The sequence below is a fragment of the Candidatus Moraniibacteriota bacterium genome (assembly GCA_016699425.1).
In the GTDB taxonomy this organism is placed as follows: Bacteria; Patescibacteriota; Minisyncoccia; order Moranbacterales; family UBA1568; genus SSEF01.
This window is the reverse complement of the sequence record CP064975.1, coordinates 1157930-1173698: the sequence shown is the minus strand read 5'-3', so window position 1 is coordinate 1173698 and position 15769 is coordinate 1157930. Positions and strand designations below refer to the sequence as shown.

Below are 15769 nucleotides of genomic sequence, written 5' to 3'. Positions count from 1 at the left end.
ACGGGGGGAGGGGTCTAAAACAAAAAGCTGCCCTGATGCATATCCCAGGCAGCCCAAGCACAGTATCTAGCAGCTACTCTCCACTCGTCACGATGACGAGAACATCGGCGTCTGAGGGAGCTGTCTCCCCCGCTGGCAACCCGGCGACTGATCCGCCGAGGGCGGCCGCGATGTCGGCGGCAGCCGTGGCATGCTGGCCGGCTACGTCGACGATTATCGTCTCGGTATAGGTACGCTTCGCAGCATTCGCTTTGGTCGTGACCGCGACATTGGAAAGGGCCGCCTTCAGCTTCGCCTCAGCGGCAGCGGTCGCTCCAGCCACCGTCGAACCGTTCAGGATGGCGACGCGGACGATCACGGGCACTGCCTCAGCCACCGGAGCCGCGGGTGCCGGAACAGCCGGCTGATTGACGTTCACCGAAGTCACATCGACAATTTTCTTCGTACTCGGACGATACAGGATCGCTCGGCCGGAAGCCGAATAGATGAGCACTTTGTCGCCATTTTCAGCCTTTTGAAAGAAGGGCTGCTCAGCGAGCTTGTCGCGGTCGGTCACGGTGGCGAGCGTCGGTTCCTCATCTGTAGGGAGCTCGAACACGGCACCGATCTCCTCTTTCAGGTCCTTCACCTCTCCGACACTTTGGACTTTGGGTGACTGGCGATACTGATAGTAGAAGTAGCCGGCCACACCGAGCGCCGCGAGCAGCGCCGCGGTCAGGATGAGAACAGCCGGGGAAAATCGGCTCGATGAACGCCGCGAGCGAGATTCCTGTCCCGAGAGCGGGTCCATGCGTGGTTTCAGGTTTCTTTCCATAGCTCTTCTAGTATACCATCACACCAAACTCTTTGGCCCAGTGGTTAGTACTGTTCATCGATTTTCTCATAGATAAATTTCGAGACGTCGACGATGGTGTCCTTCAGATCCTCCGCCTTGCTGCCCCGCGTCATGATGCAGGCGAGATACGGATGGTCGGGGAAGTAGACGATACCGCAGTCATGGAGTTGCCGTTCGGCATCCTCCGTCCCCGCTTCGCCGAATTTGTGCGCAATCATCATGTCGGACGGTACACCAGCTGGGAGCGCGTCAGCGTAATCCGTCTTGGCGAGCAGCGCGAGCGCCTTTTCGGAAAAATTGCGCGAGAGATACGAACTATTGAAGAGGATACGGAAGAATCCAGCATACTCTTTCACGGTCAGCTTCGCCTCGGAATCGGCCAGCACGTCCCCACCGACGTCGAGCATCGCGAAGAGGTCTTGGAGGACGGCTAGCGGGAGGCGGGCCGAGAGGAGAGACAGTGCCTGATTGTCCGAGTAGACGATCATCCGCCGGACGAGGTCATCGACCGTATATGATTCACCCACGACGAGCGATTCACGGGGTAAAATAGTCGGCGTGATGTCAAAGTCAACCGGTTTCTCGAAACGGATCTCCACGCCGAGGATGGATGGATTCTGCTCAGCGAGGTGGTAGTACGCCATCATGATCGGCACTTTCAGGAGCGACGCCGGGAAAAACTCGCCTCGTTCCCCGATGCCAAAGGTCGGACCATTATTCAGATCACGGAAATAGACGGCGACATCCGACAGTTTTCTCTCGATTTTCAGCTGACGCACATACTTTTCTAGGGCATCATGGAAGTTTTCCTTCCGAGCATCGAGCGTCCCTTCAGCCACCTCGCACTCCAGGAGCGGATTGGTATAGGTATACTGCCCCATTTGGCGGACCTGTCTCGAGGTGCTGTCCATTTCCGCAGTCGCAGTCGTCTGGCGAGCGTCCCATACATCGCGCAGGACATAGCCACCGATGAGACCGACACCAAAAAGCGCCGCAAGCGCAGTAAAAATCTTCGCATTCATAAGAATAATTCTAGCATATTTTCCTTCTATCAAGCCCCGTTAACGAAATTCCCGATCACCTCGCTTCAATGACATGCTACCGGGAGCGGGAGCCAGAGATATGTTCCACTTTCTTTTAACAGAAAAGGGTCTTCGTTCATTTCTTTATCCGCACAAAGAAACGAACCAAAGAAAAGCGCACCCGTGTTCTCGGTTCATGCGATTGCTGGCTATGGCCTTCAGGGGCTTCATCGCGAGGGACTGATGAAGCCCTGATCTTCTGGCCATAGAGCAATCGTTTCACCTTCCACAATGGGTGATTTCAGAAATTCGAATCCAAAAAGACCGCTCTCTATGCGAATGCATTCGATTTCCCTATACGCCCTTGGTGACAAGCGAGGCGAGGGTTTCCGATTGGCGGAGAGTAGCCATTTCCTCAGTCCCTCGAGAGGAAATGGTCGGAGTCAATCGAGAAACTCTCCGAGCTGAAAACCGGGCGGCAGTTTTCTTTGGAACTTTCTTTGTCTGCACAAAGAAAGTGGGAAGGACTTGCGTATGAAAAGAAAGAGACATAAAACCCGCTGTCAAAAGAAAATGGAAGGATTAAAGGATTATTGAGTGTACGAATGGAAAGTGGAAACAAAACAAAAACCCTCCCCTTCGACTGGCTCTCTTCGAGTCTGAGCGACCTCGGAGTCGATGACAGGACCAGATGGCGGGAGGGTTTAGATGGTGCCCGAGGGCGGGATGTCCGAGGAGGCCACCGGTGGATCCGTGTCTGGAGGAGACGCTTCGTCAGATGAGGTATCCGCGGGCAGGGTCTCGGGGAGTGGCGTCGGTGCCGGTTCTGGTTCCACCCCTACTTGAGATGGAGGGGTCGCGGGTTCCGGTACCGGTATTACTGTCTCACTCTCTCCCTGGTTTGACGTTTCACGCTTGTCCGAGACAAAAGGCTTCGCGCCTTTCACGGCGAGCGCGACCCAGCTGAACTGGAGATCGACCGGCGCCGCCTCCGAGAGCAGGATGGTGAAGCCCGTCTGGTCTTTCTCAGTGATGATATACCGGACATCACTCTCGAAGACCGTCTCGGCGAAGTCCTGGTCCACTGCGGCAACATCGGCCTTCAGCTCAGCACTGGCTGCTTCATCGAGGAGGAGTGAGGTGTCGCGGGCGAGGGTGATGGTCACGATCGGTTGCTCCTCATACGACTCATCGAAACTCACCCGCACGTGTTTCGCTCCCTGTTCGATGAGGGCGAAGCCCGCCGTATTTGAACCAAAGGTCGGTGCTTGCTCAAAGAACACCTTGCCCTGGAACAACGTATCGCCGAGGAAGGAGGCGAGCCTGGCAAAGACCGTGTTGCCATCGAACTGTGCATCCCCGCCAATCCGGAGTGCCCCCTCGACCGAGAGTTTGCCGAGGATAGAACCATCGAGCTGCACCGTGATCGAATCCGTGGCGAGCTGTTTCATCGCGACCGCGAGGGATGGAGGCACAGCCGAGGTACCAGTCGTATCCGTCAGAGGAGCCGCCTCGAGCCCAGCATACTTTTCCTGGAGTGATGCAATCTGATCCGTCCAGATAGACAGCCCTTCGATACTGTCCGCCTTGATCGACTTCGCAAATATCTCATCGACGATCAATTTCGGTGTGATGATCTCGGTACTGGCAGCCACCCGATCGGTGAAGACTTCGGACGGAGCAGCGTTTGACTGCGCCCGCTCGTCACGGATTTCCTTCAGAAACGCCATGATTTTCTCCTCCCGTGTCGGAGCGGCCGTCACGAGCCGGACCGTAGTACCCGCACCGGACAGTCCCAGCTCCTCGTCCCCGACCTCCGGAGCCAGAGCTGCATCCGCCGCATCACGGGCCGCCATGGCGAGCTCGACTGGCTGGCCGTAGTAGTCCGACAGATTGACGAAGACCATGACCGTCGTGCAGAGTACGGCATCGTGATTCAACGGGTCCTCCCCTTCACAGACCGTCCAGTCGACCGCATCGCCCAGCGCCTGGCCGATGACGCGGCCGGCCTGAGTCGCGAGCATGGCATGACCCGGCCGGCTCGCGGCGGTCACCCGGTCACCCGCATAGATCTGGCCATTTTCATTCGTCACCTTCACCGGGACACGGCCGACGAGCGCGATCGGATACCCGTTTTCCGCCTCGGCGCCGAGGACGATGCCAGGAGTCGTCGCCACTATACCGAGCACATCACGCTGATACGCCCCGACAGTTTTCTTCACGCCCGCCTCCAGAGACGAATCAATCGCGACCACCTCGCCCGCTACGAGCGCCTCATTCGAATAGTACCGCTCCGCCAAGTCCGCCCCACCAGTGAAACCGATTTCTGAACCCGTACTCCCGACCGCTGTGATACCGTCGAGAACGATTTCCTGACGAATGGCATAGAGTTGGTTACTGATATATTCCAGACCTTGCCCCAGACGCACGTCTTCCGTTCTGCTGGTAAAGTGTCCTTCGGAAGCTATGATGAGCGTTCGAGAAGAAAGATCGACTGCCCGTATGTCGTCATAATCCGTTCCTGTCCAGTCCGTGCCGCTATCATCTGTTTTGCTCGCTTGGCTATGATAGACGTCAGCCACGATACTCGGGCCGTCTTGATGGTTATAACAAGTCACACCACCCGTATCGGTGCCACTATTGGTTCCCACACACAGTTGACGGGCTTCACCAAGCGGCGTTTCTGCCGTAATGCCGATGCCGGCAATACTACTCGATGCACCATAGAGCTTCTCTGGATCAATCCGAAAGTCAGCCGAAGTATCCATGGTACACGCTCCCGGTACGGCCGGGGTAAAAGTGAGTGCTGTGGCCGTGTTGGAGGAGATACGTCGTGTGATGCCGATACAATCCGCATCGTCACTCCCCGTAATCTCGACAATCTGTCCGGCAAATTCGTTTACATACCAAGCCTCCCCCGTATCGGTCAAAGAAGTCGAGGAAGCTGAGGTAGCGTTGGTCACAGATACCGTTTTCTTGCTCGCCCGGGGTCGTTCCACATTGAAATACCGGCGAACATAGAGCTGAGTCATGGTCGCTTGTGTCGTTGTCCCGACAATGTATTGCACATCGTCAATTTGGCCATCCCAGAAATTTGTGGCTGCACCACAGTTGGCGGTCACTGTCGTCACACAGGAAGCACCAATACTGACGATCTGCGAACCGTCAAACGTAGCTGTCAGACCGGTAGCCGTGGAAAGGTTCATGCCCTGCCCATCGATCCAGGAATCCACGTCGTTGGCGTTGGTTCTTGTGATAATCAGGTTGTGCCACTGGTTGTCATTGTAAGCATAGGTCGAGGTAGCGGTAATATCATACGACGACCCTTGGGTCCAAGTCGCATCATCATCATTGGCAACTACTACTACACCGGTAGTAGTCATGTAGGCGGCTACGCAGCCTATCGCCTGGCCCGGTGTCGCCGTCACGCATTTTTCAAAAAGCATATCGACACCCGAGGCCGGTGCTGTGGTCGAATGCCGAAACCACAGACTGAGCGTCCAACCGACCGTCGACATATTAAAAGCGGTATCGACATCGCAGGTATTGTTCTGATCATTATCAGAACACAGATAATCGTCGGTATTATCGAAGTTTATTGCCTTGCCCTGCACACCGTTCACCCCGAGCGTTGGTGTTCCTTTGATGGCCATGTCCGTATTGGCGATAGCGAGGTCCTGCGCCTGGGTTCCAGAGGTATCGTCCATGGGAAGCACCATATCATTTATACCAGCGAGCATCATCATCGGCGTTTGACGGGTTGCATTGTAATGCTTGACCCAGCCAAAGGCCTGCGTCGTATGTTCATGCAGTTCCGCCATGCCAAGACTATGGCCAACATAAATAACGTCTTCCGTGTTCAAATTATTCGAGGCGCGTTCGGCAATCTCCAGGTTATCTGGCATCCCAGCCACAATATTGAAGGTCGCCGAAGCGAGGGCTGGGCCAGTCCCAATCGTCTCATCCCATTTACGACTAAACGTACCATTCACCTCACTCGCCTTATCAGTGTCAATCGTATCCCAGCGCTCGAGTTGGTCCTGCGTGGTATTGAGCGCATACATAAACCCTCTGCTTGAGAGTGCGACCGCTGTGTAATCATCGGCGGTGACATCCGAATACTGGTTCAAGACTTGGCCCGATGGGTTGATTATCGTTACCCCAGAGTCGGTCGCAAGTCCAATAAAGACTTTACCATAGCCAGGGTTCGTATTGGTTGCACTACCGAGAGCCGTTACCGCTGATTGGGTGCGCGACATCACCACTGCATGGACATCGTTCACTCGCTCCCATTCTGCCTGTGTCCCAACGGGTGAGATTTCAAGCTTGGCATTGCTGTCGACATTGTATGTCACCGCAGCATTGCGTCCGCTGATACCAGTATCCGCCGCAGAACGATTGGTGCCACCGTAGTTCCACATGCGATCATTCACGAAGTCGATGGCGTACAAACCACCAGCTGATGTACCGTTGGCACCAACATAGACGACACCATTCAGCGCATGAACACTCGAGGGATCATTGTTGGTATCTACCCCGAGAGCATATCCCGAAGCATTCTGACTAAACTTCATCCACATGTCGTTCGTCGCTGCGTCGAAGATATAGAGAGCATCGGTCGTTACGACCAGGATGGCTTTCCGGGGAAAAGAGCTATTATAGCAACGGTCATCGCTGGCAATATTACACGGATCATTTGGTCCATCATCAAGTGTTTCAGAGTACCAAGACAGGTTGTCCGTGGTCGCCCAATCGATCCAACGTCCGCCATCACTATCCCCTGTCGTATCATAGACAAAGATGTCTTGAATGTTGGTGAGAGCTGTATGCCTATTCAGCCCCTTACTGATTATTTCCCCATAGGTCGCCGAATTTCCGCGCGTAGTCTCGGAACCAACCTGTAACAGACGCTCTGTGGAAGCATTTCCACTTATAGACGCTGTCCCGATGCCTACCCGACCATGCTGGTCAACGATAAACGGTGTCGTATCACCAGACGTGTCATCGATACGGAGACCGTCGCCCGTGCCGCGGTTGTCGGCATAGATGACGTCATTGTCGATCCCGGTATTGAGCTGTTCCACCTTGAAGGTAAAGGCCGAGTCGGTGCCCGCCGAGGACGGGTTACGGATGACGAGCGAGTCATCCGCGCTGGTGAGCGAGATGGTCGCATTCGAACCATCGGCATCAGCGCCATAGGTCCCCTGCAGATCCGAGCCCGCGCCGCCTGAAATCGTACACTCGGTCTGCGACGCATTGTCCGCACACGATACGCCCGCACCGAGGAAGGCGAGCGTGGTCCGGGCCGTAAGGCTTGAGGCTTCATCTTTGATCAAATTATAACCGCCGCCCGCACCAAATGTCGCCCAGGCCGCGCCGTTGTAATAGATGACCTGGTTGCCGCCCGCGTCCCAGGCCAGGTAACCCTCGCCCGAGCTCGGACTCGACGGGCTGGCGCTCGCCGCCTGCGGCAATCGGAGTCCCTGCACTGCCGTCGTCCCGTGCGTGATGGCACCCAGGTCCATGTACGAGAGCGACGAACCCGTGAAGGTCTGGCTCGCCGCGAGGGTGATGCCGCCGTTCGCTGTGAGGACGCCGGCGAGGGTGAGGGCCCCGGTACTGGCGATGAAGTCAGTGCCGGTATTGCCGATATCCTGCAGGATGTTCGAGTTCATCAGGATGGTGCCGGATGAGGTGAACGAGCCGACGGTGTCGGTGTTGTTGTCGAAGGTGATGCCACCATTGGCCGCGATGGTGGATGAGGCCGTCACCGTCGTAGTCGAAACACCCGTCGCGCCGGTGATGGCCCCCGCGCCGGTGATATCAAGGGAAGCCGTGTCGAGGAAGGTGTCCCAACCCGTGCCGATATTGAGTGCTGTACTCGCGAATCTCGCTGCGTCAGCACCTTCGGTGATAGCGCCCACATTGAAACCGTTCACGGCACAGGTACCGGCGGCACAGGCCGTCGTTGTCGGAGTGACAGAAACACCGCTTATAGTTCTCGTTGCGGCACCCGAGGGAGCATTGATCGTGGGCGATACGAGAAGGGTGTTGGTCGTACTGGTTACTGCCGCCGTCGTCGCGTCGGTAACGGCCAAGCTCACAAGGCTCCCCGTCTCCGCGCCATGAACATAGGTCGTACCGCTGATACTGAGCGCGCCGCCCGTCGTCATCGTATTGCCCGCATCGATCGAGAGGCCCCGGCCCGTCGTCAGCGCATTGGCAGTGACCGTCAGGGCCGTCTCGGTATCGATCGCGTTGGCGGTAATGTCGACGCCGTTCGCCGCATTGGATGCCTGGATGATATCGATGGCCGTGATCGCAGCAGTCGTGTTGAGCTGAGAGACTTGGAGGGTGAAGGCGGAGAGGTTGTTGCCGGCCGAGGTCGGGTTGGTGATGATGAGGCCATCGTCAGCGGCGGTGAGGGAGATAGTCGCGTTGGTACCGTCAGCGTCCGTGTTGTAGGCGGTCTGGAGGTCGGTGGAACCACCCGAACCGATGCAGTTCGTCCAGCCGGTGTTTTGGTAACAGCGGAAGACATTGTCCGTCGTGTTGTAGTACATGGCCCCTTCGAAACCATCCGTCGGATCCCCCGTGCCTGTCCGGACATCCAATCCAAGCAGAACCGGCTGAGCCACACCTGCCCCGCCGTCCCCGAGCTGGACACGCCGAGTATCGATGCTCCCCGCCCCATCGGAGAGGGCGTACACCGTGAGCATACTCTGGCCATCGAGCTGCGACGTGTACGATTCCACCGTATTGTCCGCCGCCCCGCTCGTCACCGGCATATCGATCCAGGTCACGGCCCCAGCATCGGTATCAAAGGAGGTAGCGCCCAGGTTGAGGTTAGCGATGGTGGTGGTACCGCTCGCGTCAATGACAAACTCATCCCCACTGGCGAGACCATCCCCAGAGTAGATCTTGAACTTGTCGGAGTCTGAGTCATCGATGCCGAGGGTGAAGAGGGGGGTGCCTTCGGTGAGTTCAAACTTCACGATCGGATCAAAGTCACCAGCATTGGTATTGGCCAGGGTGAAGACCGTGTCCGCGGCACCCGAGGAGAGAACGTCCAGAATCGTGTTCGGGGTAGCGTCGCCGATACCGACATTGCCAGTCGCGTCGATGAGGAAGGGGTCGGTGTCACTGGCGACATCGTTGACACGGAAGCTCGTACCGGAGCCGGTGTTTTCGATCAAGGCAGCAACCTGAGTAGCCGCCCCATTGGCGGTGACTTTGAAGGAGGTGGTGGTATTGAGAGCACCGGTGTCAGCGATGAGGAGGAGATTGCCGGTATTGGCGGCATTGGAGCCAGAGAGGGTGATGGATTCGAGGGCACCGGTGAAGGCGACGGAGGAGGAGGCGAGGGTGAGGGCTCTGCCGGAAGTCAGAACATTGGCCGTCACGGCGAGCGCTGTTTCCGTATCAATGGCGTTGGCGGTGATGTCAACCCCGTTCGCCGCATTGCTCGCTTGGATGATATCAATAGCCGTGATCGCCGCGGTCGTATTGAGCTGGGAGACTTGGAGGGTGAAGGCGGAGAGGTTGTTACCGGCTGAGGTAGGGTTGGTGATGATGAGGCCGTCATCAGCGGCAGTGAGGGAGATGGTCGCGTTCGATCCGTCAGCGTCGGTATTATAGGCAGTTTGGAGATCTGAAGCACTGCCGGTCAAAGTCGTCCACGCGCTCCCATTGTACGTAATGAGCTGATTCCCCGCGGCATCCCACGCGAGATAGCCTTCCCCTGAGGTTGGGTTGGACGGGGTAGCACTCGCCGCATTGGGGAGACGGAGGCCTTGATTGGCAGTCGTACTGTGCGTGATGAGACCGAGGTCCATATAGGAGAGGGCGGAAGCCGCGAAGGACTGGCTCCCCGCTAAGGTGATGCCGCCATTGGCTGTCAGCACGCCGGCGAGGGTGAGGGCTCCGGTACTGGCGATGAAGTCGGTACCGGTGTTGCCGATATCTTGGAGGATGTTCGAGTTCATCAGGATGGTGCCGGATGAGGTGAAGGAACCAACGGTGTCGGAGGTGTTGTCGAAGGTGATGCCACCGTTGGCAGCGATGGCACCCGTGGATGAGAGTGAAGTAAATGCCCCAGCACCCGCTGTTGAAATCGACCAGTTATTGTCCGTGATGGAGACGCTCGTCGCCGACGCATCACCAATGGTGATGGTGTTGGCCTGTGAGTTGTTGCCGATCGCGATCGTCTTCACGGCCGCACCGGTATTGCCGATATTGATCGTCTCAGCGCTGGCATCTGTCCCGATATCGATCGTCCCAGTCGTGCCCGAGTTCAGGGTCAGGGCCGATGCGGCAGCAGAAGCAATCGTGAGTGCGCCTGAGTCAGCGATATTGTTGGTCGTAAAGGTCTGCGAACCGATCACTGTGCCTGTGATGAATGTACCGACACCAGCATTTGAGATCCGCGTTGTGCTATTCAAGACGATGTTCCCTGCCGTAGCGGTGATATCCCCCGTCGCCGAGGTAATCCCGGTCGCACCAGTGATGGCCCCTGCACCCGTGATATCGAGCGAGGGGGAGTTCAAGATATTGCCCAGTGTGCCAGTGATGAGGATGCCATCAGTGATGGTCCCGGCGGTCTCGGCAATCTGGATGGCATTGGTCATCGTACCTGCACCGGCCTGTTCGATGAGCAGTCCATTGGTGAGCGTGCCAGAGGCGATCGAGTTGAAGACCCGCTCCGCCGAGACGCCCGCCGTATCCTGATTCTCGACGACGAACGATGTCGGGGTCGCCACCTCTTGAAGCGTGATGATGACATTGTTCCCACTGTCCGTTGTAATCGTATTGCCAGCCGTGTACGCGCTATCGAGTGTCCCTCCGCCTCCCCCGCACCCACTACACGACACCACGGTCAAGACTCCCGCATTCGTGATACTCCATTGGTCGCCAGTGATAGCGACATCATCGAGCGCCGAGCCGATATTGATCGTGTCCTTGGTCGTGTTGTCTGTCCCGACATTGATCGTGTTGCCGGCGGTACCGGTACCAAGTGAGATGGTCTTCGCATTGTTGCTGGTCCCGAGATTGAGTGCACCGGTCGTCCCCGAATCGACGGTGAGGGCGGTCGTCGCAGCCGATGAAAGCGTGACCGCGCCGGCACCGGTATAGCTCTGTCCACTAGCGATCGAGACGCCGCCGGTGTCTGCGGTGAGCGAATCCACCGTCGTCGCATCCTGGATATCGACGACCCCCGCTCCGTTGGCGACGATGACGAGTGACTCGCCCGATGCGGTGGTGATGTCCGTGGTCGCACCAGAAATGGTGAGCGCACCGGTCGTGACCGAATCATTGAGATTGATTATCCCGGCCCCATTGGCCACCACTGTCAGGTCCTCGCCCGTGGCCGTCGTGATATCCGTCGACGCACCGGAAAATGTCAGTCCTGTCGAACCGATTGTTTTGTTGGTAAGCGACTGTGATGTTGCCAGGTCGACCAGAGTGATCGTTCCCGAAGGCAGTGTCGCCGTCGTACTGGCCGTCGACGTCAGTGTCAACGGAAATGCACCCGTCGTCGTAAACGCATCCGCAAATTGAACGGTCTTGGCGTTTGGGATCGTGAGCGTGCCGGTCGTGTCCGTCACCGTCAGCCCGCCGACCTTCGCTGCGTTCATCGCGTACGGCGCAGCCGTGAATCGGACAAGCGGTGACATCTGCCCGTCGCTATTGAAATTTATGCCGAGATAAATATTGTCTGTATTGAAATCCACCGAACCCGGGAGCGCTGTAGTATCGCCGAGATTTGATTGGAAGATGCCGTCCGTGACCGTGAGACTTTTTGATTCACGCCAGACCGCATCATTGTTTGATCCAGCCGTACACGGCGTCGCTGGACTCGCAGTCGTGTAGAGACAGAACAGGAAGTTGTAGCTCCCGTTCGAGACATTCGTCCCGTTCGTATTCACGACCTTGCCCTGAAAACTGATTTGCTTGTTGATACCCGTCGCCGCATCGATGTCCGTCGCGATGAGAAACGATGCAAGCGTGAGCAGAAAAAATCCAACCACACCGGGGAAGTACCGGCGGAATGAGCGCTGAATATTTTTTGATTTGAGCTTGTGTTTTTTGGGTGACAACATACACGCACGCTCCGATTTTTCTATCGGAATAATGAAAAACCCTTGCTCCGTTCACCCGTCGGAGCAAGAATCTTTACACGCTGACAGTATAGCAAAAGAATGGCTCCAGTAAAAGGAATATGCCCGTCAGTGTCAAGGCTGAATTCGCTCAGATTTCTCGCTGATCCAAGCAAACGAATCAAATATGGCCACGAGCTCTTCTCGAAGCCCGTTTTGTGTCGTCGGTGATGAAACAACAACGCTCATGACACGGTTATTGTTCTGAAAAAAGGCACTCTCTTCAAAAACGCTCGTAATTTTTGTGAAGATGACCGCGTTCAAGCCATTTATCTCAATTTTCTCCTGTCGATAGGTTGCCGGATCATTCGCACGCATTCGGAAGCTCGAATACTCTTCAAAGGCATACCCAGAATTATCCTGCAGGGTGAATGCAATTTTTCGTCCCTCGATATCGCTCCGTGAGAGGTAAACGCGCTCTAACAGCGGATGTTTGACAGTCTCTACCTCTTCACGTCGATTGAAATCATAGGGGTACGTGAAAGTAAAGAACTTTCCCTGATAGCGCTTGCGATGATCGGGATCGGCGTAGTCCGTTTTCTCGACCGCCGGGGCAATCGATACGGTTCCATGCGATGGACGCTGGAACAGCCACCAAAGAAACCAGAGAATGAGACTGAGCAGCACCAAAACTACTAACCAGTACACTAAGCGACGGGATGGCCGGCGATGAGCGATGTTATCAATCTTTTCTTCCTCCATATGACGATATCCTAACACGCTGACCCCCGCCTGACGACGAGTGTTTCTAGACAGACCGGCGACCTCGACGTCGGAGGACACCGAAGGCGACAAGACTGAGAGTGAAAAGTGCGGCCAAGATACTCGTAAGGAGTGGAGGGAATAGGAAGGAACGCTTCGACCAGGTCTCAAAGGCGTCCTTCCCATCATAGCGGTACTGAAGCGTCAGAACATACGCTCCTGGAACAAAGGCTTTCTCCACAGGGAAAAGCTTGAACGGGAATTCACGGAATGTCTCAGGCAGGATAATGGCAGACCCCTCATTGAGGACGCCTCGATAGACGAGCCGGCCCAACGGATCCGTCACGCTCGCCACGCCGCGAGGGACGACATGGACATTGCCAGGATTCTTGAAACGCGGTACAACCGTGGCGCCGAATGAAAACACCTGATCCGGATGTTCGACCGAGACCAAATCAAGGCCGTAAACCGCCCCACCAGTTTTCTTCACGAGAACGAGCGACGAAAATATCTGATTGATGGCGACACTTGGGATATCTGGTTTGGTGGTTGAGACTGTCTTGAACACCAGCGCCCCATAGTGCCCACCTGGCGACAAACTCTCACGATTCTCAATCCGCACTTTGACCGATCGTACCTCACCGGGCTGGAGGGTGACCTCGCTTGTCTCCGGCTGCATCCAAGAAGCGAGCGCATACCGCTCGTCCAATTCGCCCGACGCACCGAGGAATGCGACGCCTCCGGATTCATCCAAGCTGCCAAAGTCAATAACTGAAATTTCAAGTGTCGCCAGACTGTCACTCTCATTGGCAACCGTCGCGTCGTATGTCTTCGCTGCTTCACCTTCGCCCAAGACTACTTCCTGAATCATCGGGGTCACCGTGAAACCCGCACCCTGAGCAATCGAGGTGTACAACAGGAGTATCGACAGGGCAAAAATAAGACACCAACAAGTCCGCATCAGACAGAAGTTTCGGATGAACGCGAGAAGAGACGTTTCCATATTTTTGAGAGAGTTGACTTCATACCGATGAGGAAGAAGATGCCGATGAACACCGCCCCCGCAATCAACCGCCACGGCATCACCCAAAACGATACCACTCCCTCGATCGGGATGTCCCGCGTCCCATCATCGTAAACGAGGAGCATCTTGGCAGTATACTTGCCGAAACGGAGGTGGGAAGCGTTCTTGAAGTCCCAGGTCAGGTGATAGGTCTGATGACCGAGTTCATCGAGCACGACTTGGCCATTTTCGATCGTTTCCTCGTAAACTGGGAAGCCATCCTTCCATCCCGTCTCAAAGATACGCGTTGAATCCGGGAGGATGCTCCCCTTGCCGGAATTGAGTTCGAGGAGGGCGATGTCTTTGTTACTGCCCCGAGAGAGGAAGATATTGCCGCGGGGCGACATGGACATTGCCCGAATTCTTGAGAGAAACGGTGAAGTTGACCGGGAGGAACTCATAGACCGTCTTGTCCGTCGAGAACTCGGTGACGGTGATCTCACGCAAGGCATTTGGTACCCGTGCTTCGAGGAGGACGAGGGTCGCCGTGCCGCCGACGACCGCCGTCTCTCCAGGCTTGGCTTCCTGATCCTCGGCCCGAGAGAAAACGAAGGCGTAGTAGTAACCGAACGAGGCTTCCTCCCGGGACGGTGAACGTGGCCGTGACCGTCTTCCACTCCTCGGGCAACACGGTAAAGGTCGGTTCGGAGAAGGTCACCCATTTCGCGAACTCATCCGTCGGTTCAAGGTCGTGGAGGGCGGGCTTCCCCGTGTCTTCATAGGCGTTGAACTTCAGGATATCAATCTTCAGGGTCTCAGGTTCGGTGCCGCCGTTCTTCACCTTCAGTTCGGTCGTGATGGTCGTCCCTGGTTCGGCGACGAGTGAGATCGGGAGGGGGGAAGTGACGATGCGAAGGCCTGCCTGCCGGTCAGGCAGGGATCCGTCCTGGGCGGAAGCGAGGGAGGGGGTGAGGAAAGCGATGGTCAGGATGAGGAAGAAATACTTCATACTCTATTTCACGAGTGACTGATCATTTGATTGAAGCCGCTTCAAACGTCGGCGCAGGCGGATGACATACCAGCCGAGTCCGATAATGAGTGCGAAATTGAACACCGCCCCCGCAATCAACCGCCACGGCATCACCCAAAACGATACCACTCCCTCGATCGGGATGTCCCGCGTCCCATCATCGTAAACGAGGAGCATCTTGGCAGTATACTTGCCGAAACGGGAGGTGGGAAGCGTTCTTGAAGTCCCAGGTCAGGTGATAGGTCTGATGACCGAGTTCATCGAGCACGACTTGGCCATTTTCGATCGTTTCCTCGTAAACTGGGAAGCCATCCTTCCATCCCGTCTCAAAGATACGCGTTGAATCCGGGAGGATGCTCCCCTTGCCGGAATTGAGTTCGAGGAGGGCGATGTCTTTGTTACTGCCCCGAGAGAGGAAGATATTGCCCCGCGGGGCGACATGGACATTGCCCGAATTCTTGAGAGAAACGGTGAAGTTGACCGGGAGGAACTCATAGACCGTCTTGTCCGTCGAGAACTCGGTGACGGTGATCTCACGCAAGGCATTTGGTACCCGTGCTTCGAGGAGGACGAGGGTCGCCGTGCCGCCGACGACCGCCGTCTCTCCAGGCTTGGCTTCCTGATCCTCGGCCCGAGAGAAAACGAAGGCGTAGTAGTAACCGAACGAGGCTTCCTCCGGGACGGTGAACGTGGCCGTGACCGTCTTCCACTCCTCGGGCAACACGGTAAAGGTCGGTTCGGAGAAGGTCACCCATTTCGCGAACTCATCCGTCGGTTCAAGGTCGTGGAGGGCGGGCTTCCCCGTGTCTTCATAGGCGTTGAACTTCAGGATATCAATCTTCAGGGTCTCAGGTTCGGTGCCGCCGTTCTTCACCTTCAGTTCGGTCGTGATGGTCGTCCCTGGTTCGGCGACGAGTGAGATCGGGAGGGGGGAAGTGACGATGCGAAGGCCTGCCTGCCGGTCAGGCAGGGATCCGTCCTGGGCGGAAGGCGAGGGTGGGGGGGAGGAAAAACCCAAAC

At 56.4% G+C, this 15769-nt stretch carries 10 protein-coding genes; all 10 read right to left on the bottom strand.

The annotated features are described in order from the left end of the window. Window positions 1-73 precede the first annotated feature (73 nt). Window positions 74-814, bottom strand: coding sequence for a LytR C-terminal domain-containing protein (locus IPJ68_06150; GenBank protein ID QQR78621.1), 741 nt, complete (start codon window positions 812-814; stop codon window positions 74-76). Between the two features lie 44 nt (window positions 815-858). Further along, on the bottom strand, window positions 859-1857 hold the full coding sequence (locus tag IPJ68_06145) for a serine hydrolase (protein QQR78620.1): 999 nt from the start codon (window positions 1855-1857) through the stop codon (window positions 859-861). Window positions 1858-2561: 704 nt separating this feature from the next. Beyond that, the gene (locus tag IPJ68_06140; protein ID QQR78619.1) at window positions 2562-11957 is read right to left on the bottom strand and encodes a hypothetical protein; all 9396 of its coding nucleotides are present in this window, start codon (window positions 11955-11957) and stop codon (window positions 2562-2564) included. Between the two features lie 132 nt (window positions 11958-12089). Then, window positions 12090-12716 carry a hypothetical protein gene (locus tag IPJ68_06135; GenBank protein QQR78618.1) on the bottom strand — a complete coding sequence of 209 codons (627 nt, stop codon included), beginning with the start codon at window positions 12714-12716 and terminating at the stop codon, window positions 12090-12092. A gap of 46 nt (window positions 12717-12762) precedes the next feature. Next, window positions 12763-13719 carry a hypothetical protein gene (locus IPJ68_06130; GenBank protein ID QQR78617.1) on the bottom strand — a complete coding sequence of 319 codons (957 nt, stop codon included), beginning with the start codon at window positions 13717-13719 and terminating at the stop codon, window positions 12763-12765. Continuing rightward, window positions 13677-14126 (bottom strand): hypothetical protein, encoded by a 450-nt coding sequence (locus IPJ68_06125; GenBank protein QQR78616.1) that lies wholly within the window; start codon window positions 14124-14126, stop codon window positions 13677-13679. Before IPJ68_06125 ends, IPJ68_06130 begins: the two co-directional genes overlap by 43 nt. Continuing rightward, window positions 14086-14226: a hypothetical protein gene (locus tag IPJ68_06120; GenBank protein QQR78615.1), complete on the bottom strand. Its 141-nt coding sequence runs from the start codon at window positions 14224-14226 to the stop codon at window positions 14086-14088. The genes IPJ68_06125 and IPJ68_06120 overlap by 41 nt, the downstream gene beginning before the upstream one ends. Next, window positions 14219-14728: an Fn3-like domain-containing protein gene (locus IPJ68_06115; GenBank protein ID QQR78614.1), complete on the bottom strand. Its 510-nt coding sequence runs from the start codon at window positions 14726-14728 to the stop codon at window positions 14219-14221. The genes IPJ68_06120 and IPJ68_06115 overlap by 8 nt, the downstream gene beginning before the upstream one ends. Before the next feature lie 3 nt (window positions 14729-14731). Further along, window positions 14732-14926 carry a hypothetical protein gene (locus IPJ68_06110; protein QQR78613.1) on the bottom strand — a complete coding sequence of 65 codons (195 nt, stop codon included), beginning with the start codon at window positions 14924-14926 and terminating at the stop codon, window positions 14732-14734. Then, a complete protein-coding gene (locus tag IPJ68_06105) occupies window positions 14907-15767 on the bottom strand; it encodes an Fn3-like domain-containing protein (GenBank protein ID QQR78612.1) in 861 nt (286 codons plus the stop codon). Before IPJ68_06105 ends, IPJ68_06110 begins: the two co-directional genes overlap by 20 nt. Between the last annotated feature and the right edge of the window lie 2 nt (window positions 15768-15769).

Excerpts from the sequence above, each read along its gene's own strand:
- IPJ68_06150 (QQR78621.1), bottom strand. The coding sequence starts at position 814 with ATGGAAAGAAACCTGAAACCACGCATGGACCCGCTCTCGGGACAGGAA.
- IPJ68_06145 (QQR78620.1), bottom strand. The coding sequence starts at position 1,857 with ATGAATGCGAAGATTTTTACTGCGCTTGCGGCGCTTTTTGGTGTCGGT.
- IPJ68_06140 (QQR78619.1), bottom strand. The coding sequence starts at position 11,957 with ATGTTGTCACCCAAAAAACACAAGCTCAAATCAAAAAATATTCAGCGC.
- IPJ68_06135 (QQR78618.1), bottom strand. The coding sequence starts at position 12,716 with ATGGAGGAAGAAAAGATTGATAACATCGCTCATCGCCGGCCATCCCGT.
- IPJ68_06130 (QQR78617.1), bottom strand. The coding sequence starts at position 13,719 with ATGGAAACGTCTCTTCTCGCGTTCATCCGAAACTTCTGTCTGATGCGG.
- IPJ68_06125 (QQR78616.1), bottom strand. The coding sequence starts at position 14,126 with ATGTCGCCCCGCGGCAATATCTTCCTCTCTCGGGGCAGTAACAAAGAC.
- IPJ68_06115 (QQR78614.1), bottom strand. The coding sequence starts at position 14,728 with ATGAAGTATTTCTTCCTCATCCTGACCATCGCTTTCCTCACCCCCTCC.
- IPJ68_06110 (QQR78613.1), bottom strand. The coding sequence starts at position 14,926 with ATGCTCCTCGTTTACGATGATGGGACGCGGGACATCCCGATCGAGGGA.